Raw genomic sequence first — 25580 nt, 5'->3', positions numbered from 1 at the left:
AAAATCCGGAAGTGGAGGACAACATGGCGAAGAAAGTATGTATGTTCGTGTGGAATCACTTTACGAACGATGCGAGGGTTCTAAGAGAATGCACAGCACTTACTGAAGCGGGTTATGAAGTCGATCTAATTGCCATTCATAACTGGAAAATCAAGGATTTGCCCAAAAAGGAGAAACACCAAAATGGTTTCTCTGTCACTAGGGTGAATAACCGCTGGGAGGGGCTTCATAGGATTCTCAGGATCGTAGGAAAATTGAAGAAAAAGAAGTTTGAAATCGTTCTATTGGCCTTATTGGTCTGGAATACGTTGTGGAACTTGAACTTGATCAACGGCTGGGTGGGATCGGGAATACTGTTCGGTTCCCTTGCACTCCTTGCGATGGGCACCCTGATCATCACTAAAACGAAGCTGCCGACACTATTAACAAGGAGCTACATTTTTGGTCAAATGATCTATCATGGCCGGAAAAGGAAATATGATTTTTATCATTCAAATGACTTGAATACGCTCATGCAGGGAGCGATCAGCAGTAAATGGTTGAGAAGAAAAAAGCTGATTTATGACTCGCATGAGGTACAAACGAGCAGAACGGGATATAATAGCCGAATTTACGGGATGATGGAGAAATTCCTATTAATGTTCGTCGATGAAATGATTGCCGAAAACCATACGAGAGCTAAGTATAACGAAGACTTATATGGTCTGTATCCCAATGTGGTCCATAACTACCCGATTCCAACCAATCCCGAGGAAAGTACGGCCGTGAATTTGCATGAGCTGCTCGATTTGCCAGAGAATGAACCGATATTGTTATACCAAGGCGGCGTTCAAATGGGAAGAGGGTTAGAGCAATTGGTTGATGCTGTACCGATGATCGAGGGCGGGACGGTAGTTTTTATCGGGGATGGAAGGATCAAGGATGAATTAATGAAAAAAGTAAGCGACATGAATCTGGAGCATCGTGTGAAGTTCCTGCCGAAGGTTCCGGTCGACGAGCTGCTCCATTATACAAAAAATGCGTATTTAGGTTTTCAGATATTGAATAATGTCTGCTTTAATCACTACTCCGCATCTTCAAATAAATTGTTTGAATACATGATGAGCGGTGTGCCTGTGGTTGCCTGCAGCTTTCCTGAAATTCAAAAGGTTGTCGATACGGAAAAAATCGGTGTATGTGTCGATTCACATGATCCAAAATCAATTGCCGAAGGCGTCAATTACTTATTGAAACATCCTGAAAAAAGGGCGGAAATGAGCAATAACTGCCTGAACGCGCGACAAAAATACAATTGGAAACAAGAGAAGGAAATCTTTATCGAAATCTATCAAACAGCCTAACAAATTTGAGTGTAGCAGAAAAATAGATAGGAGTGGTTTTTATGAAACTTTGTACAATCGGACTTGGTTATATAGGACTTCCGACTTCTTTAATGTTTGCGAAACACGGTGTCGATGTTGTCGGCGTGGATATCCATCCTGAGATTATTTCCAATTTGAATAGCGGCAGGCTCCATATCGAAGAACCTGGATTGGAGGAGGTATTGCAAGAAGTGCTCACTTCCAATAAGTTCCGAGCTGAGTTAAGCCCGGAACATGCGGATGTTTACATTATCGCGGTGCCTACTCCAAATAAAAAGGACATGCATCAATCCTGTGATTTAACTCATGTCATGGATGCTACCTCAAACATTCTTCCTTTTATCAAAAAAGGGAATGTCATCATTATCGAATCGACAATAGCGCCAAGAAGCATGGATGATCATATTAGACCGATGATCGAGAGGACGGGCCTTACCATTGGAAAAGACATTTTCCTCGTTCATTGTCCGGAACGCGTTTTACCTGGAAGGATTCTTGAAGAGTTGGTTCATAATAACCGTATCGTCGGGGGCATCACGGAAACATGCTCATATAAAGGAAGTCTTGTTTATAAAACCTTCGTTCAAGGGGAGATCATTCAGACGGATGCGAAAACGGCTGAAATGTCCAAACTGATGGAAAACACCTTCAGGGATGTCAATATCGCCCTTGCGAATGAGCTGACGAAAATCTGTTTCGAGCTGGATATCAATGTTTTGGATGTCATATCGATGGCAAACAAACACCCTCGTGTCAATATTCACCAACCAGGACCTGGAGTTGGCGGCCATTGTTTAGCGGTCGATCCATATTTCGTCGTTGCAAAGGCACCAGAGCAAGCGAGAATCATTAAATTGGCCCGTGATACCAACGTATCGATGCCTTATTACATCGTTAATTCCGTAAGGATGATGCTAGAGGGGATCCGGAAGCCCAAAGTAGCTGTTTTCGGTCTTGCATACAAAGGAAATGTAGATGATATTCGTGAAAGTCCCGCCATTGATGTCGTCAATATCTTGATGGGGATGGAAAACATGGATGTAGCCTTGCATGACCCCCATGTCCAATCCGGAAAGATGCCAGTCGTATCAGTGGAAGACGCTGTAAATGATGCCGACTTGATACTTGTCCTGACTGACCATGATGAATTTAAACAGATGGATTATAACAAGCTATCGAATCTCATGAGCAATAAATTGATTTTGGATACACGCAATTGCATTGATGCAACTAAAACAGATGTCCCGGTGGCCAACCTGGGCAATATATATCAATACAAAACGATGTCCATGAAAAAAGCCAGAAATAAAGCGATCATCTAAAAACTTGGACAAACATCGATAATGGAATAAGGATTAAGGGGGGCGCTGACTATGACAGTGCCCTTTTCCAATGAAGAAAAGGACCATGCAAAGCTGTTCCTTTCAAACTGTAGAAACATTCCAGTTGGTTTTAGAAATCCGCTCATTGGATTGAAGATATTTGCGACACTTCTGCCGAATAACTGGCTAGCCGAAACCCCGCTAGATGCTTGCGGCGAGGAGGCTTGGCGGAAAGGAAGCGTTCCATCCATAAAAAAATAAACCATGAAGGTTACCTAGTCTTTTTTTGAATTTTGGTCCGCACTTAATTTCGACCGTTGGCGTTTTCGACCTACATGGCATTTTATTCGACCGTTGACGCCTTTTTCGCCCTACCCGGAACTTTATTGGATCGTTCACGCCGTTTTTCGACCTACCCGGCACTAAAAAGGTCAACCATGAAGGATAACCTAGTCTTGTTTTAAAATCATGGTTCGGGAAGAGACAGTACTTGTCGACAAACTGAAAGGACCAAGCAAGAGCTTGGTCCTTTTGTGTACAATTTATTAAGCTGTCGGTCCGCCAAGTTCTTCGATTTCACTTGGAACGCTTTTGAATTTCTTGAAGTTTGCACGGAATTGTGCGGCTAGGTCTGTTGCTGCTTCTTTATAAGCGGCAGGATCTGCCCAAGTTTTGATTGGTTGAAGCACTTCATCTGGAACACCAGGAACATGAAGCGGGATATCCAAACCGAAGATATCATCTTTTGTCGTTTCGATGTTCGCTAATTCACCTTCAAGTGCCGCTTGTACCATTGCACGAGTGTAAGCAAGTTTCATACGGCTTCCAGTTCCGTATGCTCCGCCAGTCCATCCGGTGTTGACAAGGTATACCTTTGCATTGTGCTCGTCAATTTTATCACCAAGCATCTCAGCATAACGTGTAGCTGGAAGCGGTAAGAATGGTGAACCGAAGCAAGTGGAGAATGTAGCTTCCGGTGAAGTTACGCCTCTTTCAGTACCAGCTAATTTACTAGTGTATCCACTTAGGAAGTGGAACATTGCCTGTTCTTTGGAAAGCTTGCTGATTGGAGGCAGAACGCCTGAAGCATCAGCTGTTAAGAAAATGATTGTATTTGGGTGTCCTGCAATACTTGGGTTCACGATGTTATCGATCGCTTGCATTTGGTAAGCAGCACGAGTGTTTTCAGTCAATGAACTGTCATCATAGTTCGCTTCACGTGTATCCGGGTCAACAACAACATTTTCCAGTACGGCACCGAAACGGATCGCATCGAAAATTTGTGGTTCTTTTTCACGTGAAAGGTTGATCGTTTTCGCATAGCAGCCGCCTTCGATGTTGAATACACCGTTAGAAGACCAGCCGTGCTCGTCATCGCCAATCAGTTTACGGCTAGTGTCTGCTGATAAAGTTGTTTTGCCTGTACCGGACAGTCCGAAGAATAAAGCGACGTCCCCTTCACGTCCTACGTTAGCAGAGCAATGCATTGGAAGGATTCCAGCCTCTGGAAGTAAGTAGTTCATGATCGAGAAGATCGATTTTTTCATTTCTCCTGCATATTCCGTACCGCCGATCAGGATGGTACGGCGTTCAAATGAAACGATGATGAAAGTTTCGGATGTAGTTCCGTCCACTTCTGGGTCTGCTTTGAAGTTAGGTGCAGAAAGGATCGTGAATTCAGCTTCGTGACCTCTCAGTTCCTCTTCGTTCGGACGGATGAACAAAGTATGGGCGAAAAGGTTATGCCAAGCATATTCATTAACAACACGGATGGGAAGACGTGATGTTTCGTCTGCACCAGCGAAACCTTTAAAAACAAAAATCTCTTCTTTTGCTTTTAGGTAGTCAACTACTTTATTATATAGTTTATTGAAGACATCTTCGGAAATTGGCTGGTTCACTGAACCCCAATCGATTTTATCTTTAACTGATGCTTCTTCCACGATATATTTATCTTTAGGTGAACGACCAGTATATTTGCCAGTTTCAGCTTTTACTGCGCCGGTGGATGTTAAAACTCCTTCATTTCTGCTTAATACTTTTTCGACCAATTGAGGAACTGATAGTTGAGTTTGCACGTTGTTTCCTGTTAATAATTGGTGTAACTCATTAGAAACATCTACAGAATTCATATATGAGGTACCTTCCTTTGTTTAAGTTTTTAGATTACAATTAGTATAACACATTCATTTAATTAGTCTATACTATTTCTTTTAATTTGTGATTATTTTCAGCTGGTCGCGTTAATCATTTTAATCCGTCTGGAACCGAGTCAGGATTATCGCATATACTTTCATGAAGAAAATTTTATTTTAATAGGAAGTAAGTAAGCAATATATGTCTATTGGGAAAGTCAGGATGTCGTTCCTTTTCGTATGCTCAATACTTTATTATTAATGGCAATTTACCGCATTTCTATTCGTATTTTTCATAGTAAACCCTTCTAGGACGTTGTATCAGCATGTTTTTTCAAATGAACGCCATTCTGGGTGGAAATGTTATTTTAAGAAAAGCATTGACAAATTCCAGCCAGATACGATAATATCTTAAATTGTACGGATTCTCTTATCCCGAGTTGGTGGAGGGACAGGCCCTTTGAAACCCAGCAACCTGCCATATTGAACTTGACTCCAAGATCGATCGCCGAAAATAAAGCGAAGGTCTTCAAGGAATAGTGGTGATGGTGCTAACCTGAGCAAGGTAAAAAACCCTTGAACGATAAGAGTGAAAGGATAGAAGACAGAATTTTAAACCTTTCCTCATTTGCCAGGGAAGGTTTTTGCGTTTTTTATAAGTAATTCTGTGTCTATAGTTGAAACTAATGAGGGAAACGAGTTCCGTAAAAATCAGGCTTATGCCTACAACATACTAACTTCCAAGGAGGAAATATGATGTCAAAGAAACGTCTATTTACTTCTGAATCTGTTACAGAGGGCCATCCGGACAAAATTTGTGATCAGATTTCAGATTCCATTTTAGATGCTATCCTTGCTAAGGATGCAAATGCACGTGTTGCGTGTGAAACTAGTGTAACAACAGGTCTTGTACTTGTTGCCGGTGAAATTACAACGTCCGCTTACGTGGACATTCCGCGTATCGTTCGTGATACGATTAAAGGAATTGGCTACACACGTGCGAAATACGGTTTCGATGCTGAAACTTGTGCCGTGTTGAGTTCCATTGATGAGCAGTCTGCCGATATCGCAGCTGGCGTCGATAAAGCATTGGAAGCTCGTGAAGGGAACATGTCAGAGGAAGAAATCGATGCAATCGGTGCAGGGGACCAAGGTCTTATGTTCGGATTTGCTTGTAATGAAACAGAAGAGCTTATGCCGCTTCCGATTTCATTGGCGCATAAACTTTCATTCCGATTGGCTCAAGTTCGTAAAGATGAAACTCTTGCTTACTTACGCCCTGATGGTAAAACACAGGTAACTGTGGAATATGATGAGAATAACCTTCCTGTACGTGTAGATACGATCGTTATCTCTACACAGCATGATGCAGAAATTACGCTTGAACAAATTCAAGCCGATTTGAAAGAACATGTGATCAAAGCAGTCGTTCCAGCTGAATTGATCGATGCTGAAACTAAGTACTTCATCAACCCGACTGGCCGTTTCGTAATTGGCGGACCTCAAGGGGATGCTGGTCTTACTGGACGTAAAATCATCGTTGATACTTACGGCGGATACGCTCGTCACGGCGGCGGTGCATTCTCTGGTAAGGATGCTACTAAAGTTGACCGTTCGGCTGCATACGCTGCTCGTTACGTTGCGAAAAACATCGTGGCAGCCGGCCTTGCCGACAAAGCGGAAGTTCAATTGGCATACGCCATTGGTGTGGCAGAGCCCGTATCGATCTCTATTGATACTTTCGGAACTGGTACAGTTAGCGAAGAAGTCCTTGTTGACCTAGTTCGCGCTAACTTCGACCTTCGTCCAGCTGGTATCATCAAAATGCTTGACCTTCGTCGCCCAATCTACAAACAAACAGCTGCCTACGGACACTTCGGCCGTACAGATGTCGATCTTCCATGGGAACGCACGGACAAAGCAGAAACATTAAAAGCACAAGCGTAATCACATAAAAAAGGTGTCCCGCAATTAGCGGGGCACCTTTTTTATGGATTAATTTTGCCGTCTGCGGGAATAATTCAAGAAATCCCAAAGAAATTGTAAAATTACGTGCAATACTCGTGAGTTAGGGTCGTATACTCGTGAATTTGAAGCAATTACTCGTAAGTTTGTAGCACTTACTCGTGAGTTAGAGCAGTTTACTCGTGAGTTTGGAACAATTACTCGTAAGTTGGTGCAATACTCGTGAATTTAGAGCGTTTACTCGTGAATTAGAGCAGTTTACTCGTTTTACTCGTGAGTTTGGAGCAATGACCCGTGAGTTAGAGCAGTTTACTCGTGAGTTTGGAACAATTACTCGTGAGTTTGGAACAATTACTCGTAAGTTGGTGCAATACTCGTGAATTTAGAGCGTTTACTCGTGAGTTAGAGCAGTTTACTCGTGAGTTAGGGCAGTTTACTCGTGAGTTTGGAGCAATGACCCGTGAGTTAGAGCAGTTTACTCGTGAATTTGAAGCAATTACTCGTAAGTTTGTAGCGCTTACTCGTGAGTTAGAGCAGTTTACTCGTGAGTTAGGGCAGTTTACTCGTGAGTTAGAGCAGTTTACTCGTGAGTTAGAGCAGTTTACTCGTGAGTTTGGAACAATTACTCGTGAGTTTGGAACAATTACTCGTAAGTTGGTGCAATACTCGTGAGTTAGGGTCGTATACTCGTGAATTTGAAGCAATTACTCGTAAGTTTGTAGCGCTTACTCGTGAGTTAGAGCAGTTTACTCGTGAGTTAGAGCAGTTTACTCGTGAGTTAGGGCAGTTTACTCGTGAGTTTGGAACAATTACTCGTAAGTTGGTGCAATACTCGTGAATTTAGAGCGTTTACTCGTGAGTTAGAGCAGTTTACTCGTGAGTTAGGGCAGTTTACTCGTGAGTTTGGAACAATTACTCGTGAGTTTGAGTAAAATACTCGTAACTTTCAGTCAATTACTCGAGTGTTACTTTATTCGTTCAGCCGTTTTATAGTATTGTCCTTTTTCGGTGTATTCGCGTACGATGCGTTCCATATCCTGACGATCTTCTTCGTTGATTTCACGAATGACTTTAGCTGGACGTCCGAATGCCAACATGTTCGGTGGAATGACTTTACCTTGGGGAACGAGGCTGCCGGCACCGATGAAGGCCCCTTCGCCGATTTCGGCTTCATCAAGTACAATCGATCCCATGCCGATCAAAGCTCCTTTGCGGATTTTACAGCTATGTAAAATGACTTGATGGCCAATGGTTACTTCATCCTCGATGATCAATGGATTATTTGGGCTTTGATGCAGGACGCTGTTATCCTGTATACTGACTTTTTTCCCAATGATGGTTGGGGATACATCACCGCGAATGACGGAATTGAACCAAATTGATGTTTCGTCGCCAATTTTGACATCACCTGTCACGACAGCATTTTCAGCAATATAAGCGCTTTCAGCAATTTCAGGTTCTTTGTCTTTATACGGATAAATAATCATTTTCAATCATTTCCTTTCCGAAGTGAATGTTTTTATGTATTATTTTAATATACCGTATGCAAATACACTTGGCTATTTATAATAGCAATGTACAACTTGTTAGATTTCTTTTTTGTCGAAAATCACGAATATGGTTATAATTTATATATATTATTTTAACTATCATGGATCGTACACAACAAGTGAAAAGTGAAAGGGGGATTTCGAATGTGGAAATGGGAGACAGAAGGAGACGCAAAGGGCGTCATTGTCATCATTCATGGGGCAATGGAACATCACGGACGTTATAAGTGGGTAACACAAATGTGGCTTTCAGCTGGATACCATGTCGTCATGGGCGACCTTCCTGGGCAGGGTATGACAACTCGCGCCTACCGGGGACATATCGATTCCTTTGATGAGTATTTGGACGAAGTGAAAAGCTGGATAGAAGAGGCTTACGAATATTCGTTGCCGGTCTTTTTACTTGGACACAGCATGGGCGGTTTGATATCGATACGCCTTCTTCAGGAAGAGGAATGGGACATTGCAGGGGTGATTCTTTCTTCTCCATGCTTGGGCCTCGTGACGAAGCCGCGGAAGATCCTGACAACCATCTCGCATGGTTTGAACATCGTGATGCCTAAGTTCAGGGTGGATTCCGGATTGACACCTGAAATGGCGACGAGAAGTGCGGAAATTCGTGAATCCGATAGAAACGATACATTATATATCACAAAGGTTTCGATTCGCTGGTATCGCGAGCTTGCACAGGCTATGAAGGATGCTTTTGAAGAGATTCCTGAATTTCAGGATGTGCCGCTTTTGGTCATGCAGGGCGGAGATGACCGAATCGTGAATAAGAAGGCGGTTCGAGAGTGGTTTAATTATAACTTGGCCAGTGAAAAGCAATATAAGGAATGGCCGAAGCTTTATCATGAAATCTTCAATGAACCAGAGCGTGATGATGTATTTCAATATGCGCTGAGTTTTGTTGAAAACCGTTTAAAGATATTAGGGTATGTGGTTTGATCCGTACATACTTCAGGATAAATAAAAAACTGCCGAAGTTAGACCTTCGGCAGTTTTTTTATTTAAATGGGCCTGAGAAAAACCCCTGTTTCATAATTTAGAGATTTTATTCATTGTAAGTTAGTGTACCTGTATTTAAGCAACCTCAGACTCCTTCGCGTGAACTTTTTGCATAAACTTATTGACATCACTAGGAACCTTACCGTCTAATTTAGAAACGACATATACGCTAAGGAAGCCAATCGGAACGGTAATTAGCCCTGGAACATTGAATTGTAGGAAGTTAGGTAGTGTGTCTTTTAAGAAAATCATATACATCGATGAAGCAAGTCCAAGAAGAAGTCCGGCAATTGCCCCTTTTTCTGTCATGCCTCGCCACCATATTCCCAAGATGAAAATGGGGGTGAATGTACTTGCGGCAACAGTGAATGCAAGGGCAACAAGATGACCAATTGAAGCCTCTTTAACAAGTAATCCAAGTACCCCGTATAAAATACCAAGAATGAGAATAGCTACTTTACCTGCAATAACACGTTGCTTTTGAGTAATGTCTTTCTTGAAAAACGTAGCATATACATCATGAGCAAGTGCTCCAGAGCTTGCGATGAACAGACCTGACAAATTTGAAAAGATGGCGGCAAAGGCACCAGCGATAACAAGACCTAGCATCCATTCGCCACCTAGTGCTTGAGCTGTAGATGGAACAACCATGTTGTTCCCACCCGTAATAAGGTCACTCATAACTTGTGAAGAAGCCTCACCTTTGATGAAGATTGCGCGGCCAACTACTCCAAGATAAACAGCGAATAAGAAGAATACGCTGGCAATACCGATCGCCATTAATGCAGAACGTCTAGCTGCTTTTGCACTGGGGTTTGTATAGAAACGTAATAATAGATGAGGGAGACCAATTGTACCAAGGGAAAGACCGATCGTCATCGAAATTGTTTGCCAGAATGTGGGGAAGTAGTTACCTGTACCGGACCAAGATTCACCATCGACAACAAAATCTTTGCCATCAATTGTGTATTGAGCGGTGTTCATAATTGAACCAGTAAAATCATTTATATTCGCTAAAATGGTATGGTAATGAAATCCGGCATAAACAGCAGCGATAGTCATTGCGATAAATGCAGCAAGGCGGATCCATAGTTCAAGGGCTTGATTCACCGTGGTTCCTTTCATGCCACCGACTCCAACATAGAACACCATAATGGTACAAGTGAAAATAATTCCAAATTCATAACTTGTTCCAAAGAACATACTTAATATTGTGCTGCACCAAGTAACTGAGGTGCTGCATAAAATCCTGAAATTGCTAAGACGACAACAACAGCTGTCAGTCGGGCACGTTGACTATGGAAGCGATAGGCGAGGAAGTCTGCCACTGTAAAAGCACCGAATCGGCGTAGTGGACCAGCCACAAAAATAGCAAGCAAAGTTAAACCGATGGAGAAACAAAACGCATAATAGGCTCCGTCATATCCTAATTGGAAAGTTAGGCCGGCGATTCCAAGGAAGGTGGCTGCACTTAAATAGTCGCCGCCTATTGCTGACCCGTTCGTAAACCAACCGAAGCTACGTCCTCCAACAAAGAAATCACTTGCGTTTGAATTTCGTTTTGTTAAATATGTTATATAGACAATTGTTCCCATCAATATAATTGTTAGTAACATTTTTGGCTCCAGCAATGTTTTAATCAATTAATGTTCCTCCTCTCGGTACTGCCAGCATTCTTATCTTCGTACTCTTTAAGTCGCTTCTCATAAAGTGAGGTGTGAACATAAGCAATAATGAAAGCTAATGCCATCGCAATGACACTAGTGAAAAACCATGAATACGTCATGCCTCCAAAAAATTTAGAAAAGAAAAATTCAGGCATATACCAATTTAAAATTGGAATGGAAAAGATAAAGATGTAGTAAAAAATCGTTAGTTTAAAACCTGTTCCAAATTCTTGTTTCATGACTCTGCTTGTTTCGGCATCAAGTGGAGCTAAATCTTTAATGTCCACTTTTTCTGCTGCTACGTATTCGTAATCTTCATTGAACTCACCAGCCATTTTCTTACAACTCCTTTCGTTTAATGAAAGGGCTTTCATTTAGTGCGTGTAAAACCTTTCATTATTTTTTATTGTACTTGAAAATCAAACGAGGTACCTTTCAAAATTTTGTTTGATTTTTACATAATTATGCTCAGTATCCAGGGGGAAATAGTATAATGGTTAATAAAAAGAATTTTCTGTCAAAATAGGGGGGAACATGGCGTATTGTGTAAAAATATTAGTGAACGACTTAATGGAAAAAGAAAAAATTGAAACTTGGCTAGCTCATCCTTTTTTTGAAAAACTAATGCTCCGAGATGACTTAGAGACATTCTGTAACGATGAAATTATTATAATAATAATGGAAATCAATACGCCATTTGATTGGTTAAAGGTGAGAAGATTGCTCAAAAAGCATTCAAATTTACTTTTGTTTCCATTGATTGACGCCTCGATGTTACAAACGGCCCCTATTGCGATTGAACTTCAGCTACCATCGTTATTCATCAAACCGATTAGTAAGCATTTATTTTATCGGAATATAAAAAAAGTACTGGATTCATCTATTAGAAACATGGTTACATTTGAACAGGAAGAAGATTATCCAATCGATGAACTGTTTTTACAAAGTATTCTTAGAGAAGAAGTAGCTCTTGAGCAAATGAAAACCCTTTTAATAAAAGGGATGATCCCGAATGTGGTGTACTTCATTCAAGGTTTGGTGCTTTCGCCAAAGAGGGAGGAGAACGAGGGGTGGCAGGCTTCGAGCGTAATTCAAAGAAAGTTAATGAAAGCGTTCGCCACTATTGAACATGATGTCTACTTTCTTCCCTTTAGGAAGCATTTAGTGTTTACCCTGAAAATTCCTAAAGGTATTTCTGCTCCGTGTTATTGGGAGGAAGGAGAAAAGACAATTGTTGAACTGTTAGATCACTTGAAGCATCAATATGGCATTCAATTATATATAGGTGTGGGCTCTATCCATCGAGAGTTATCAGGTTTAAAAAAGTCTTATCAAGAAGCAAGAACGGCTAGGAGGAGTCCGCCAAGACATCCGATTATCCCTACGCCATTTCGATGAAATTCCAACGAATCTATCTGTACAAACGAGCATAGATTATATTACTGAACACTTCGCGGAAAACTTGACGATTCAACAAGCGGCAAATGAAGTTAATTTTAGTCCTACATATTTTAGTAGGATATTTAAAAAAGAAACTGGTCATAGTTTCATTTCCTATTTAACATTTGTTCGTATCCAAAAGGCAGTCTGGCTCTTGCGACACACCGATCAAACGATAGAAAAAATTGCTTTTGAACAAGGTTTTAATACGCCCAACTATTTCAGTACAATTTTTAAAAAGGTAGTGGGGCTTTCACCAAGTGAGTATCGAGCAACGAAAGAGATTATTTTCATATGAAGCAAGTTAATATAGTTGGTAAAAACTATAAAAATGGATTGCACAAGCGATTCAAGAAAGCTAATGATATCTACTTGGTGAAAAAGCAACAGAGACTTCCTAATGAAGGGAGTCTCTGTTGCTTTTGTTTTCTAATGTGCTGCTGGTGATTTTGAGCAGCTTTGTTTGAATAAATCAGCCTGCTTTTTTAAGCAATTCGTTCGACTTGATGACCGGTGCCCAAAAAGTAACCGGGTACATAAATTGGTTCAAGTGTGTAAGTTCTTTTTTATTGGATAATGCGGTGGATAGAAGATAAATGGATTTGAAGGTCAAGTCATTGGCGAATAGATCCAAAAGCGTCGCTTTCATATTCATGATCGCTTCATGGTTTTGAGTGGGAATCATTAAATCGAGCTGTGGCAGGAACTTATCTAAATGATGATCGAATTGTTTGAGGTCCTCCATGGTTTTTTGTTTTGCTGTCAACGAGTTAAGCGAGCTGACAAAATCCCCGTATTGTTCACTTGAATCCCTTTTGATTTTTTCAGTCAATATATCCGTCAGTAATGAAGTAGGCAAATGTTCCATTTTCTGCACCCTCTTATCTATTTTCTATCATTATAATCATTATAGACGGAAAATTCAAAAAGTTATGATTGGTAATTCTGCTGCCTGTGAGTTTGTCTGCAGCCTGTTAAGGGCTTGTACAATTTGAACGTTTGCCTCCAGGCATCTGCTTTCCGAGGGCGGTCCGCCCGCGGCACCTATGCGCCTGCGGGGTCTCCCCTGAACATCTCCGCAGGAGTCTCGCACACCTGTTCCAATCAACTTTGTGAAATTTAGATAGAACCCCCTTTGTCTACAAACTGACACCGTTCGTATAGAACGGTGTCAGTTTTATCATCTCTTTTCAATCGCGACAATGAATGGCGGATTGTTTGCTTGGTTGATGAACCCGTATTTCAGGATATGGGCTTCCTGTTGAGGGAAGTTCTGTACATAATCCATCAATGCATCCCGTTCTGCCGATCCCCCTGGATGACCATGGTAAATGACGAGGATGATGATGCCTTCAGGCGCCAGCATTTCGAACAGCTGTTCAATGGATGATATCGTCGTATCGGCTTGGGTGATGATCGATTTGTCTCCGCCAGGAAGGTAGCCTAGGTTGAATATGGCACCTGTGATCTTTCCGGAATGTTCTTTCCTGATGTATTTGCTTAAATGTTCATGCCCATCATGAATGAGGGTGCAGCGCTCTTGTAAATTCTCGGCGTTCAGTTTCGCCGTTGTGGTTTGGATCGCTTCTTTCTGAATATCAAAACTATAGACATGTCCGTTTACACCTGTAAGTCCTGCAAGAAAGACTGTATCAAAGCCGTTACCCATCGTGCCATCTATGGTTATATCCCCGGGGTGGACCGCTTTTTCCAGCAGAATCCTGGCGAATGGCAAAATTCGATCTAGCTTCATGATTGTACCTCCGTTTGATGATTTTTCCCCTGCCAGCTGTTGCGGCGTTTCAATTCGGCATCAATGGCATTCAAGACATCCCATTTATTGACGCTCCACATTGGACCGATCATCAAATCGATCGGACCGTCACCCGTAATGCGGTGAACGATCATTTCTGGAGGGATTATTTCCAGCTGGTCACATACCAGGCTGACATAACCGTCACGGTCAAGAAACTCGAGCAGGCCTTTTTCATATTGTTTGACCATCGGTGTCCCTTTTAATAGATGAAGTAAATGGATCTTTATCCCCTGGACATCTAGTTTGGCGACTTCACGGGCTGTTTCCATCATCATGCCGTAATCTTCCTGAGGAAGGCCATTGATGATATGGGAGCATACGCGGATGCCGTGTTTGCGCAGTTTATCGACGCCTTCTTTGTAGCAATCGAAGTCATGGGCACGATTGATCATCGTCGCGGTCTTTTCATGAACCGTCTGGAGACCCAGCTCCACCCAAAGGTAAGTGCGTTCGTTCAATTCCGCTAAATACTCGACTACATCATCTGGAAGGCAATCAGGGCGTGTCGCGATCGAGAGTCCGACGACACCTTCCTGGGTCAATACACTTTCATATTTCTCGCGAAGCTCTGCCAAGGGTGCATGCGTATTCGTGAACGCTTGGAAATAGGCCATATATTTTCCATCTTTCCATTTATGATGCATCCGTTCGCTGATCTTCTTAAACTGGACGTCGAGGGGTTCAACCCTGTTGCCCGCAAAGTCACCAGAGCCTGAGGCACTGCAGAAGGTACAGCCGCCATGTGCGACGGTGCCATCACGGTTCGGACAGTCAAAACCGCCATCCAGGGCAACTTTAAAGACCTTATGTCCAAAATGTTCTCTCAGGTGGTAATTCCATGTATGATATCGTTTGTTATCCGTTGCATATATAAACGGGTTTGCTTGATTCAAATCAGCAACCTCCTAAATAAAATAAAGCGCAACATATATTATACAACATTCTCACAGCTAGGTCTTTTTTTGAAAAATAAGCGTATACTGTATACTTGAAGGCTAAACATTTTGCTGCTATTTCCAGTATATCTTTGAATGACTATATCCAATCGGGAGCTGATGGACATGACCGGTCAAGTTGAAGAAGCGATTAATCAAATGAAAAAGAAATTAGCCGAAAATAATCAGGTGATCGAAGTAAATGAAGATGGGTTCACATACAAAGCCACTTGCACCTTCAATTCACCTGCTTCGGATGAACAAATTCATTCCTTTGAAAAGAAAACCGGACTGCTTCTGCCCGAGGATTATAAGGAGTTTTTAAAAATAACCAATGGATGCCGTCTGTTCGACAATGTGGAATCGGGCGGGGAAAATGATTTATACAGCTTGGATGATATTATTAATTACACATATGAAAATTCCTATGAGGGATGTTATAAAGTTGCCTGCATTTATCAAGATAATATCGTCATCGATGGGGAAGCCGTCGCTAAAGGCGATAAGGAGTATTTAATGGTAAAAGGCCATATCGATGATTTTGAAGAAGGCGAGAAGCTCCATATGGACTTTGCCGAATGGATCGAGCGGTTCATTTCCCATCAAGGTGAGAAGTTTTGGGATAAGGGTTGATTGCTCAAAAAAAATGATAATCTACCCGTTATTTGCTCAAACTAGAAAAGATGATTCCGAATCATCCAAATGAGACGCGAAGGAGAGGGTTTGAAATGGCAACCAGACAATCCGTCGATCATTTTTTAGAGCAATGTGAAGGGGCTCTCCATTTTGCAGAGTTTGAATTTAACGAGGCCTCACGGCAGGAGCATTATGATGATGAGCAATTTCAAAATTCGCAAAGGTATATCGAAGAGGCTTTGACGGATATGGAACGATTGTATGCCAGTTCGAATGATCAGCAACGGGAAATGCTTTCGCGGATGAAGCAGCAGTTGAATCAATTGAGGAATGAAATGATTTTACTGCGACATTAAATGGAAGCAAGGGAGCTATGAATGAATAGCTCCCTTTTTTGCACGATTTTTCTTGAATTCGCATATATAATGAAAAACCTGTCGATAATGTTTATGTACGGCTATTGCAATTATCGGTGAAATTGACTAGAATGTAATAAAATCCAATATTCTTATAAAGACTATGATAAGGAATAGTAGCGGTTTAAACCAGTAAAGAGAGTTGACGGGTGGTGCAAGTCAACCTGGGATGGTCGTGAACTCGCCTTGGAGTCCCGGGTGTGAAGGTGAAAGTAATGCCTGGCGTTTTAATCCATGTTACGGATGTTTTAAGCTGGGCGGATTTTAGCTATCGCCAATGTGGGTGGTACCGCGGGAAGATATACATAATCCTCTCGTCCCTATTTTGGGATGAGGGGTTTTTTATTGTTTTTTATACGGAAATTAGGAGGAAATCGTATGAGTTTTGACCATAGAAGCATAGAAACGAAATGGCAAAAGTATTGGGAAGGCAATAAGACATTCAAAACGGGTGAAGAAAGCGGCAAACGCAAATTCTACGCGCTGGATATGTTCCCATATCCTTCAGGGGCCGGTCTTCATGTAGGGCACCCGGAAGGTTATACGGCAAGCGATATCCTAGCAAGGATGAAACGGGCGCAGGGGTATAATGTATTGCATCCGATCGGCTGGGACGCTTTTGGACTTCCGGCAGAGCAATATGCAATCGATACCGGAAATGATCCAGCTGAATTCACGGAGCACAACATCAACACGTTCCGCCGCCAAATCAAAGCCCTTGGTTTTTCTTATGACTGGGATCGCGAAATAAACACGACAGACCCCGACTATTACAAATGGACGCAATGGATCTTCTTGAAATTATATGAAAAGGGCCTTGCATATATTGATGAAGTGGCCGTTAACTGGTGTCCGGCACTTGGCACGGTATTGGCTAATGAAGAAGTCATCGATGGGAAAAGTGAGCGTGGGGGCCATCCGGTTGAGCGCCGCCCGATGAAACAGTGGATGCTTCGTATCACGGCGTATGCAGACCGCTTAATCGACGACCTGAATGATGTGGATTGGCCGGAAAACATCAAGGATATGCAGCGTAATTGGATTGGCCGTTCCGAGGGAGCGGAAGTTACATTCAATATCGATGGCTTTGATGATACATTCACGGTGTTCACGACTCGTCCGGATACGTTATTCGGTGCAACATATGCCGTATTGGCACCTGAACATCAGTTTGTCGATAAAATTACGACGGCTGATCAAAGGGCGGCAGTTGAAGCCTATTTAGATGAAGTGAAACATAAAAGCGACTTGGAAAGAACAGACTTGGCAAAGGATAAATCAGGCGTGTTCACGGGGGCTTATGCCATTAATCCGGTTAACGGCGAAAAAATGCCGATTTGGATTGCCGATTACGTGTTGATCAGCTACGGAACAGGTGCGATCATGGCCGTTCCTGCCCATGATGAGCGTGATTATGAATTTGCAGTCAAGTTCGACTTGCCGATCAAGGAAGTCGTAGCTGGCGGAGACGTGACAAGTGAAGCATATACAGGCGATGGACTTCATGTGAATTCGGAATTCCTTGATGGGTTGAATAAGGAAGAAGCCATTTCGACGATGATCAAATGGCTGGAAGAAAAAGAAATCGGCACGAAGAAAATAACATACCGCCTTCGCGACTGGTTATTCAGCCGTCAGCGTTACTGGGGTGAACCGATTCCAATCATCCATTGGGAAGATGGCACGATGTCTGCAGTGAAGGAAGAAGATCTTCCATTGATTTTACCGAAAGCTACGGACATCAAGCCTTCAGGTACAGGCGAATCACCACTTGCGAACATATCGGAATGGGTGAATGTGACGGATGAAAACGGACGAAAAGGGCGCCGTGAGACAAATACGATGCCACAGTGGGCAGGCAGCAGCTGGTACTTCCTTCGTTATATCGATCCTGACAACAAGGAAGCACTTGCAGATCCTGAAAAATTAAAAGAATGGATGCCAGTCGACATTTATATTGGCGGCGCTGAGCATGCGGTGCTTCACTTGCTTTATGCTCGTTTCTGGCATAAATTCCTGTACGATATCGGTGTCGTGCCAACGAAGGAACCATTCCAAAACCTATTTAACCAAGGAATGATCCTTGGCGAGAATAATGAAAAAATGAGTAAATCCAAAGGGAATGTCGTGAACCCGGATGATATCGTTGAAAGCCATGGTGCCGATACGCTTCGCATGTACGAAATGTTCATGGGGCCATTGGATGCTTCGATTGCCTGGTCTACAAACGGATTGGACGGTTCTCGCAGATTCCTTGACCGTATCTGGCGTTTATTAGTCAGCGATGACGGTACGATCACAGATAAGATGACAGAGACGGATGACACGGGCAAGCTCGAAAAAGTCTATCATCAAACTGTTAAAAAAGTGACCGAGAACTATGAGGAATTGAAATTCAATACGGCGATTTCACAATTGATGGTATTCATTAATGATGCTTATAAAGCGGATTCGCTTCCTAAAGTGTATATCGAAGGCTTCGTAAAGCTGCTTGCACCAGTTGCACCGCACATTGCCGAGGAACTTTGGTCTAAACTGGGCCATTCCGAGAGCATCACGTACGGAACGTGGCCGGCTTTCGACGAAGCGAAGTTAGTGGATAACGAAGTCGAAATCGTCATCCAAATCAACGGAAAAGTCAAAGCGAAATTAATGGTGCCGACGGACACAACAAAAGAAAAACTGGAAGAAATCGCGATGGGTGATGATTCCATCAAAGAACAAATCGATGGGAAAACCATTCGTAAAGTGATTGCCGTACCAGGCAAATTAGTCAATATCGTCGCAAACTAAATAAAAATGATTGGAAGCTGTCCCGCATATTTTTACTGCTGGGGCAGCTTTTTTTTTGTGTGGCATTGGCTGACCATAGGAAATAGGTCATGTTAGGATTTTAACCGATTTAAATCTATTAACATGAATCTACCGAATGTTGGCATTGGCTATCGTCATGAGATGACCATCGGAACTCAAAAATATAGCTTAATTGGTACATGAGAATCATTTTTCGGCTCGGTGGCCAAATAAATCAAGCATTTGACATAAAAAAGGGAAAAAATTGGTTGATAAAATTTTACAGTGTGATAGTTTGGTATAGTACTGTTATTTTTTAACCAATTATTGGAGGGAAAACCGTGAAATTTAAGAATGTAAGTCGAATTACGGCGTGTGTACTAATTTTTGCACTGATTTTCAGCTTGATGGTTCCGCTAAATTCTCAAGCTGCAGCAGCAACACCCATTGAAAATGTAAAAACGATTAAAAATGGGGACACTCTGGACGGGAAGTTTGAAAAACCGGATGTTCAATGGTACCAAATCAGCCCATCAACAGAAGAAATACAAAAGTTCTCCCATATTGAGTTCGAAGTCAATTCGGACAAAATCTTGAATATCTCCGTATATCAAGATAAAGAAAAAGCAGAAAAAGATGAGAGCAATTATTTTGTCTCTTCTTATCCTGATGAAAAGGCAGTAGTCGATTTCCCATATGCTTGGGAAGGCACGTATTATGTTAAAGTTGAATATTTCGGCGATACGGATGATGAGGGAAATCCCATCCCGGATGCGGAAAATGTAGCTGAATACTCCATCAATGCGCATTCAGTGACATTGCCGCCATCTTCTGGGGACGAAGGGGAGGACCTCGAATCATGCCCGGTTGAACTAAGTGTCAACGATAAGAAAACGGGAGAATCGATGTTGAAAACACTCCGTGTGTTTAGGGATGAAGTTCTCACGAAGTCATCCGAGGGACGCACCCTTTCTTCTTTATACTATAAGGCTTCGCCATTCCTTGCCCTTCATCTTGCTGGTAATAAAACGGCAAGGGAAGCTGTCTATAATCACTTAGTCGAGATTAAGCCGCTTATTGAGGATCTTAATGAAAATGGAGCAAGCAGTACGGCGGTCATTAGTAACAAGCAGCAAGAAGCGATTAAAGCTTTATTCAACAAGGCGGCAGGCGTCGCTCCAGCTGGATTGAAAAAGGATATGAACGGCATTGCAAAGAAAATCGATCTTGAAAAGCTTGCTGGCGAGAGAATCGTCGATATCGCAAGCAAAGCGGGAATCGAACTTCCAACTTCGAAAAATATAAAGAACAAATATATCGTCAAACTTAAACCTGGGAAGTCATTAAGCTCTGTCCAATCCAAGGTAAGTGGAAAGGGATATGGAACATTATCGGCACCTAAGCAACAAGAGGTTCTGTATGATGGTATGTATGTTGTAGAGTTAAAGAATCAAGCAGAAATGAGCACAGCAGCTCTATCCAGTATCGAGAAACTTCCAGAAGTGGAATATATCGAAGCGGTAAAAACGTACAAAGCACTTTCAGCCGATATTCAATCACCGTATCAATGGTCTTTAGATAACGCTGGTGGAGAAGAGGGCATAAAGGGAGCGGATATCGATAACGAAAAACTGCAGAACCTTATTAAGAAACGTAATTTAAAAGATACATTGGTAGCGGTTATCGACACAGGTGTCGATGATTCACTGGCGGATTTGAAAGATACGGTCCGCATGGACTTAGGCAAGAATTTCATTGATAAGAAAGTAGATGCAGTGGATGACAATGGCCATGGTACACATGTATCCGGAATCATCGCTGCCAAAGCCGATAATGGATATTCCATGCAAGGAATCAATCCAGTAGCTAAAATCATGCCTGTAAAGGTCTTGGATTCTTCAGGATCTGGAGACATGGAGAAAGTTGCACTAGGCATTAAATATGCCGTGGACCATGGTGCCAAGGTCATAAACCTTAGCCTGGGCGGAGGATATAGCAGGACGATTGAATATGCCTTGAAACATGCCGCTGCCAAGAATGTAATGGTTGTCGTAGCAAGCGGTAATGATGGGATGGAAGGTCTTTCTTATCCTGCATCATCTAAATACGCCATTTCCGTCGGTGCAACCAATGCCCTTGATTTAGTTTCCGATTATTCCAATTATGGATCGGAATTGGACATGGTCGCTCCAGGGACAGGCATCCCGAGTCTTGTACCTAATGGGAATGTTACCTACATGGATGGTACATCAATGGCAGCTCCGCATGTTGCGGCAGCTACAGCCTTGTTATTATCCGGAAACCCTGGGTTGAAAGTGAATGAAGTAAGGGAAATCCTTCATGGGACATCGGAATATGTCGCTTTTGAAGAAGAAGATAATGCAGTTCCTGATGAGGACTATCTACCAGAAGATGGAGAAATCATAATCCCGGAAGAAGAACTGCCTGTCGGAAAAGATTTAGTCTCTGGATATGGAAGGCTGAATGCGTACAGTGCACTTAGTGCAGTGGATTTACAAGCTAAAGTCAATATTGTGATGGATACGCAAACAAAACTGACTGGTTCAGCTAAAAAAGGTTCAGTAATCGAAGTGAAAAGCGGAAACAAAACGCTCGGTAAAGGAACGGCGGCAGCTAACGGAACGTTCACTGTTACTATTCCGGTCCAAAAAGCTCAGCAGCAGCTTACTGTGAATATCTCTGATTCTTCCAAACTAGCAGTTTCTTCAATCAAAGTATTCGTGAATAAGGGTGCAACCCCTAACAAGCCTACTGTTAAAGCTTTAAGTGACAAAGATACGTATGTATCGGGTCAATCACAAGCGGACATGAAAATCACGATCAAAAATAACGCAAAAAAAGTGATTGGTTCAGGTAACACGGACAGCAAAGGGAATTTCAAAGTGAAAATCAGCAAGCAAAAGGCTGGCACTAAACTTTCAGTCACAGCTACGGACTTAGCAAAACGTGAAAGCAAGGCGGCAACTGTGACTGTTCTGGATAAAACAGCCCCAGATGCACCGAAAGTGAATGAAGTAAGCGATAAAGCTACCTCAGTAACAGGTAAAACGGAAATTGGTTCAACCGTTACCTTGAAGTACAACAATAAAAATATCGGAACGGCAACAGCTGATAAAAAGGGGAACTTCTCCATTAAGATCAGCAAGAAAAAAGCAGGATCCGCATTATATGCCACTGCAAAAGACAAAGCGGGCAATACAGGAAAAGCAGCCAAAGTAACGGTTAAAGATAAAACCGCTCCAGGTGCACCGAAAGTGAATGAAGTAAACGACAAAACAACAAAAGTAACTGGTAAAGCGGAAATCGGTTCAACCGTTACCGTGAAATACAACAATAAAAACATCGGAACAGCAAAAGCTGATAGTAAGGGGAATTTCTCCATCAAAATCAGCAAGAAAAAAGCAGGATCCGCATTATATGTCTCAGCAAAAGACAAAGCGGGCAATACAGGAAAAGCAGCCAAAGTAACGGTTAAAAAGTCTAAATAGTAACAGGTGAAGGCCGTTTAACTCTCATGTTAAACGGCTTTTTTTTGTGCGACTATTTTTGACTTGCCAATGGTCCTTTTTTCGTAACATAAGTCTTGTTTTATAAAATAACTACTTTAAGTATATACAGGATAATTGAGGATATAATAATAAATTTATCCAAAATAGTACTTTTTTATCAAAAATATCATTGGAAAAATAGGTATAAAGTGGTATTGTTAACCTGGAAAATAAATATTCAGGGGGAATAAAATGAAAAAAGTAAGAGTAATAGCATTGGGTACTATTTTAGCTTGCTCAATTGGGTTAGGAACGCTTTCAGTTGAGGCTGGAAATGACAAATCGGGATATTCATTTACGATTAAGAAAGAGCAAGCTAACTCGTACACAGGTACAGAGTATCGCCAAACGACTACGGAACGGAATACATGGAAAGTGAGAATGTATAAATCAACAGAAGGAACTAATACTTTAACTACTTATTGGTTAGAAAAAAGTAATGGTACAAATGTATCCCCTGCAGTGAAAGTTAAAGCTGGTAGCGGCGGTGAAAATAGTGGGCGCAACCATTATATTAAAGGCAATTCAGGTGCCAATGCCACTGAAGTAAGATTAACAGCAGAAAATAATAATTATAGTTCTAACAGCTATTCGGTAAAAGGGTACTGGGATGAGGAGACGGGGAGAATATTACCTTCACAATATAATACTTATTACACCACTGAGTATAATAAATAAAAAAAGGATGATCATTGTGAAGCCATCTTGGATGGCTCTTTATTCAAGATGGTTTTATAAAGGGAGAAAAAATGAATAGTTATTATTATAGATTAACAAAATATAGAAAAACAAAGTTCATAGTGTTATGTATATTGGCAATTGTAATTATTGATATATTTATTCTGATGGGGAATTTTTCATCAACACTGTATTCATCAGAATCGTTAGCACCCCATTTAGCCACTTTTTTAGCGGGAAGTTCATTAGGCCATATGATGCAAATAATCCTAATATGGTTTTTGCCCATTTTTCTATTAATTATGTGTGCTGATAGTTATATCCAAGACTACAGAACAGGATACCGATATATCGTGGCGACAAAAAAAGGGCGATGTGCTTATTATAAGACCATGTTATTCGGAAATATGTCATTTTCCTTTTTAGTCATTGTTTGTTGCTTGTTATTCAACATGTTTATTACATATTTGGTGTTTATGAATGGTGAATTTGACCAGGGTTTGTCACCAGACCTGTTCCCTGAAAATCCTTTATATACACTTGCCCATGCAATGCCTACTATTAGTAATATGATTTATATCATCCTTTTTGGTTTTTTTACTAGTTTATGCGCAGGGATGGCTACCGTCCTTAGTTGGTGTTTCCCTGATTTAAAGTATACCTATCCATTAAGCTTTGTTATCTGGTTCTCACAAGTTTTAGGATTACATCATTCATTAGTATTGATTATCCAACCTTTTAACGAAGTGAACTTAGAAGATTTCATTTTTATTTTCTTTAAATCTACAATCCTTTTTTTAGCGATAATCACGGTCGGGTTCATTTATAAGGTGAAAAGTGATGAAGTCTAATCAAAAAAAAGTATATTTATCAATGCTGCTTTTACTTTTATTTGGATGTTTATGGATGATCTATAATATTCATTATCTAAAAATAAAGCAAATAGACCCATCGTATCCATTGATCATTGATGTAAGTGCGAGTGTAGATGGCTATCTCTCGATTAAAAATTTACTGATGACTTATATTATTCCTTTATTATTATTTTATCGCTTTTTTATTGAAGATGAGCATCCACAAACAATTGTCAGATTAAAATCAAGAATGCATTTATACCGGAGAAGGACAATCCAAGTTTTTAAAAGTTCATTTATATATGCATTCAGCATTTTATCGGTTAATTTCGCAGGTGTTTTCATTTTCGATAGATATCATTTTATATCCTCAAATTATTGGGTCATATGCCTTCTTAATCTAGCATTATTAACGTGTATTTATTTCTCGATTGGAATGCTTTATTATTTCATTTTTGATATTTCCCATTTAATCATTGCGATGGCAGGGACCTTTTGTATATGTTTTCTCTTATATATGTTGAATAGTTATCTGAATATTTCTTGGACACCAGCTAGTGCATTAAATGTTATAGATCCTTTTTTAAGCAGCGGAATATCAGGGCATCAATCGTTGATCATGATTGGAAAAGAATTATTGCTATCTATTGTAATGATATTACTTGGGCAATTTGCCATCGAGAAAAAAGATTTCATTATTGAGGTTTCAAATGACTAAACGAATCTTCTTAACCATGTTGTTGGTAATCACTTTGCAAATTTTGTTATTTAATTACTTTGATGGCTCTAAAGCCGATCTTACGGGATTCATGATCGTTAGTGGAGTCCTTTTTAATAGCAAATTAGTCATATTCGGAACATGGTATATTTTCTTTTCCATGTTGAGTTTTTTGTCGTTAGGTTATTTGAGGCAATATATTTCCGGTTATGGAATTTACCTGATGATCAGGGAAAAAAGCAGGGTGAAACTAGGGATTAGCAGAATCATGAAATTAATGATCCTTATATCTGGGTTATCTTTAATCCAACTACTTTTCTCAATCGTATTCGCTTATATAAATAATGTGGATCAGGCCTTTTTTTATCATGATTTCCAATCATTCATTTGTATAGCAGGACTTTATATTATGTCCAATTTTGTCCTTATTTTTATTCAAATGGCACTCGAACTTCATTTTACGGAGGAAGTATCTTTATTGGTGATAAATATTTATGTGCTTTTTTCAGTCACTTTAGGGGGAGTTCTTTTATCAGTACAAAAGCTGATGTGGATTTTATATTTTTTGATTCCCAATTTCGGAATGTATGTAAGGGTGGATCTACCTGAATCAGGTGGATTATCGCCGGTAATTGCTTATATTGTTTTAACCATAATAACAATCATTTTAAGTGTTTTATCATTTATACGATTAAAGAAAATGGATTTAACTTAATG

25 protein-coding genes, 1 pseudogene, 1 riboswitch and 1 other annotated feature are annotated in these 25580 nt (G+C 41.0%); of the genes and pseudogenes, 19 read left to right on the top strand and 7 right to left on the bottom strand.

The annotated features are described in order from the left end of the window. The first annotated feature begins 23 nt into the window (after window positions 1–23). Genes Q8G36_RS16060 through Q8G36_RS16050 form a run of 3 tightly spaced genes read left to right on the top strand, consistent with a single transcriptional unit; the run spans window position 24 to window position 2944 of the window. Window positions 24–1340, top strand: a complete 1317-nt coding sequence (locus tag Q8G36_RS16060) for a glycosyltransferase (RefSeq protein ID WP_305160851.1) — start codon at window positions 24–26, stop codon at window positions 1338–1340. Window positions 1341–1381: 41 nt separating this feature from the next. Further along, the gene (locus Q8G36_RS16055; RefSeq protein ID WP_305160850.1) at window positions 1382–2683 is read left to right on the top strand and encodes a nucleotide sugar dehydrogenase; all 1302 of its coding nucleotides are present in this window, start codon (window positions 1382–1384) and stop codon (window positions 2681–2683) included. Window positions 2684–2734: 51 nt separating this feature from the next. Beyond that, window positions 2735–2944, top strand: coding sequence for a hypothetical protein (locus tag Q8G36_RS16050; protein ID WP_305160849.1), 210 nt, complete (start codon window positions 2735–2737; stop codon window positions 2942–2944). 284 nt (window positions 2945–3228) lie between these two features. Here the strand turns inward: Q8G36_RS16050 and pckA are convergent, their stop codons facing one another. Beyond that, the gene (gene pckA, locus Q8G36_RS16045; protein WP_305160848.1) at window positions 3229–4815 is read right to left on the bottom strand and encodes a phosphoenolpyruvate carboxykinase (ATP); all 1587 of its coding nucleotides are present in this window, start codon (window positions 4813–4815) and stop codon (window positions 3229–3231) included. Window positions 4816–5245: 430 nt separating this feature from the next. Further along, a riboswitch (SAM riboswitch) is annotated at window positions 5246–5408 on the top strand. Between the two features lie 163 nt (window positions 5409–5571). On the opposite strand from pckA, the gene metK reads away from it, so the two are divergent. From metK to Q8G36_RS16020, 5 genes are all read left to right on the top strand, one after another. Beyond that, window positions 5572–6765: a methionine adenosyltransferase gene (gene metK, locus Q8G36_RS16040; protein WP_305160847.1), complete on the top strand. Its 1194-nt coding sequence runs from the start codon at window positions 5572–5574 to the stop codon at window positions 6763–6765. Window positions 6766–6965: 200 nt separating this feature from the next. Further along, window positions 6966–7163, top strand: coding sequence for a hypothetical protein (locus Q8G36_RS16035; protein WP_305160846.1), 198 nt, complete (start codon window positions 6966–6968; stop codon window positions 7161–7163). Continuing rightward, complete coding sequence (locus tag Q8G36_RS16030) at window positions 7099–7455, top strand: hypothetical protein (protein WP_305160845.1); 357 nt, start codon at window positions 7099–7101, stop codon at window positions 7453–7455. Before Q8G36_RS16035 ends, Q8G36_RS16030 begins: the two co-directional genes overlap by 65 nt. Continuing rightward, the gene (locus tag Q8G36_RS16025) at window positions 7412–7621 is read left to right on the top strand and encodes a hypothetical protein (protein WP_305160844.1); all 210 of its coding nucleotides are present in this window, start codon (window positions 7412–7414) and stop codon (window positions 7619–7621) included. The genes Q8G36_RS16030 and Q8G36_RS16025 overlap by 44 nt, the downstream gene beginning before the upstream one ends. Further along, complete coding sequence (locus Q8G36_RS16020) at window positions 7578–7715, top strand: hypothetical protein (protein ID WP_305160843.1); 138 nt, start codon at window positions 7578–7580, stop codon at window positions 7713–7715. The genes Q8G36_RS16025 and Q8G36_RS16020 overlap by 44 nt, the downstream gene beginning before the upstream one ends. A 33-nt stretch (window positions 7716–7748) precedes the next feature. Here the strand turns inward: Q8G36_RS16020 and Q8G36_RS16015 are convergent, their stop codons facing one another. Beyond that, window positions 7749–8267 carry a gamma carbonic anhydrase family protein gene (locus tag Q8G36_RS16015; RefSeq protein WP_305160882.1) on the bottom strand — a complete coding sequence of 173 codons (519 nt, stop codon included), beginning with the start codon at window positions 8265–8267 and terminating at the stop codon, window positions 7749–7751. A 210-nt stretch (window positions 8268–8477) separates the two neighbouring features. On the opposite strand from Q8G36_RS16015, the gene Q8G36_RS16010 reads away from it, so the two are divergent. Beyond that, complete coding sequence (locus Q8G36_RS16010) at window positions 8478–9281, top strand: alpha/beta hydrolase (protein WP_305160842.1); 804 nt, start codon at window positions 8478–8480, stop codon at window positions 9279–9281. Window positions 9282–9416: 135 nt separating this feature from the next. Here Q8G36_RS16010 and Q8G36_RS16005 read toward each other — a convergent pair. Both Q8G36_RS16005 and Q8G36_RS16000 read right to left on the bottom strand, forming a co-directional pair. Next, window positions 9417–10936 (bottom strand): annotated as a pseudogene (locus Q8G36_RS16005) (cation acetate symporter). Between the two features lie 44 nt (window positions 10937–10980). Continuing rightward, complete coding sequence (locus Q8G36_RS16000) at window positions 10981–11343, bottom strand: hypothetical protein (RefSeq protein WP_305160841.1); 363 nt, start codon at window positions 11341–11343, stop codon at window positions 10981–10983. Window positions 11344–11542: 199 nt separating this feature from the next. Here Q8G36_RS16000 and Q8G36_RS15995 point away from each other — a divergent pair, with 199 nt between their 5' ends. Continuing rightward, window positions 11543–12406 (top strand): hypothetical protein, encoded by an 864-nt coding sequence (locus Q8G36_RS15995; RefSeq protein ID WP_305160840.1) that lies wholly within the window; start codon window positions 11543–11545, stop codon window positions 12404–12406. Then, window positions 12339–12746 (top strand): AraC family transcriptional regulator, encoded by a 408-nt coding sequence (locus Q8G36_RS15990; protein WP_336622970.1) that lies wholly within the window; start codon window positions 12339–12341, stop codon window positions 12744–12746. Before Q8G36_RS15995 ends, Q8G36_RS15990 begins: the two co-directional genes overlap by 68 nt. Before the next feature lie 174 nt (window positions 12747–12920). Here Q8G36_RS15990 and Q8G36_RS15985 read toward each other — a convergent pair whose 3' ends face one another. The 3 genes from Q8G36_RS15985 to Q8G36_RS15975 form a co-directional block, all read right to left on the bottom strand. Further along, entirely contained in the window at window positions 12921–13316 is a 396-nt protein-coding gene (locus Q8G36_RS15985) for a hypothetical protein (protein WP_305160839.1), read from the bottom strand. 312 nt (window positions 13317–13628) lie between these two features. After that, window positions 13629–14201, bottom strand: a complete 573-nt coding sequence (locus Q8G36_RS15980; protein ID WP_305160838.1) for a class I SAM-dependent methyltransferase — start codon at window positions 14199–14201, stop codon at window positions 13629–13631. Then, entirely contained in the window at window positions 14198–15157 is a 960-nt protein-coding gene (locus Q8G36_RS15975) for a TIGR01212 family radical SAM protein (protein ID WP_305160837.1), read from the bottom strand. The genes Q8G36_RS15980 and Q8G36_RS15975 overlap by 4 nt, the downstream gene beginning before the upstream one ends. A gap of 168 nt (window positions 15158–15325) precedes the next feature. Here Q8G36_RS15975 and Q8G36_RS15970 point away from each other — a divergent pair, with 168 nt between their 5' ends. From Q8G36_RS15970 to Q8G36_RS15935, 8 genes are all read left to right on the top strand, one after another. Then, window positions 15326–15832: an SMI1/KNR4 family protein gene (locus tag Q8G36_RS15970; protein WP_305160836.1), complete on the top strand. Its 507-nt coding sequence runs from the start codon at window positions 15326–15328 to the stop codon at window positions 15830–15832. 95 nt (window positions 15833–15927) lie between these two features. Then, window positions 15928–16191: a DUF2524 family protein gene (locus Q8G36_RS15965; protein ID WP_252278845.1), complete on the top strand. Its 264-nt coding sequence runs from the start codon at window positions 15928–15930 to the stop codon at window positions 16189–16191. A 154-nt stretch (window positions 16192–16345) separates the two neighbouring features. After that, window positions 16346–16576: a binding site (T-box leader), on the top strand. Between the two features lie 53 nt (window positions 16577–16629). Then, the gene (gene leuS, locus Q8G36_RS15960) at window positions 16630–19044 is read left to right on the top strand and encodes a leucine--tRNA ligase (RefSeq protein ID WP_305160835.1); all 2415 of its coding nucleotides are present in this window, start codon (window positions 16630–16632) and stop codon (window positions 19042–19044) included. A gap of 341 nt (window positions 19045–19385) precedes the next feature. After that, window positions 19386–22553 (top strand): S8 family peptidase, encoded by a 3168-nt coding sequence (locus Q8G36_RS15955; RefSeq protein ID WP_370694059.1) that lies wholly within the window; start codon window positions 19386–19388, stop codon window positions 22551–22553. A 252-nt stretch (window positions 22554–22805) separates the two neighbouring features. Next, a complete protein-coding gene (locus Q8G36_RS15950) occupies window positions 22806–23291 on the top strand; it encodes a DUF2712 domain-containing protein (RefSeq protein ID WP_305160834.1) in 486 nt (161 codons plus the stop codon). A gap of 353 nt (window positions 23292–23644) precedes the next feature. After that, the gene (locus Q8G36_RS15945) at window positions 23645–24142 is read left to right on the top strand and encodes a hypothetical protein (RefSeq protein WP_305160833.1); all 498 of its coding nucleotides are present in this window, start codon (window positions 23645–23647) and stop codon (window positions 24140–24142) included. Next, on the top strand, window positions 24132–24863 hold the full coding sequence (locus Q8G36_RS15940; protein WP_305160832.1) for a WxPxxD family membrane protein: 732 nt from the start codon (window positions 24132–24134) through the stop codon (window positions 24861–24863). Before Q8G36_RS15945 ends, Q8G36_RS15940 begins: the two co-directional genes overlap by 11 nt. Continuing rightward, window positions 24856–25578, top strand: coding sequence for a DUF2705 family protein (locus Q8G36_RS15935; protein WP_305160831.1), 723 nt, complete (start codon window positions 24856–24858; stop codon window positions 25576–25578). Before Q8G36_RS15940 ends, Q8G36_RS15935 begins: the two co-directional genes overlap by 8 nt. Window positions 25579–25580: the final 2 nt, after the last annotated feature.

Origin of the sequence: Peribacillus frigoritolerans, from assembly GCF_030676415.1 — a bacterium.
In the GTDB taxonomy this organism is placed as follows: Bacteria; Bacillota; Bacilli; order Bacillales; family DSM-1321; genus Peribacillus; species Peribacillus frigoritolerans_A.
The sequence above is the reverse complement of the archived record's forward strand: the minus strand, read 5'-3'. Positions and strand labels throughout refer to the sequence as shown.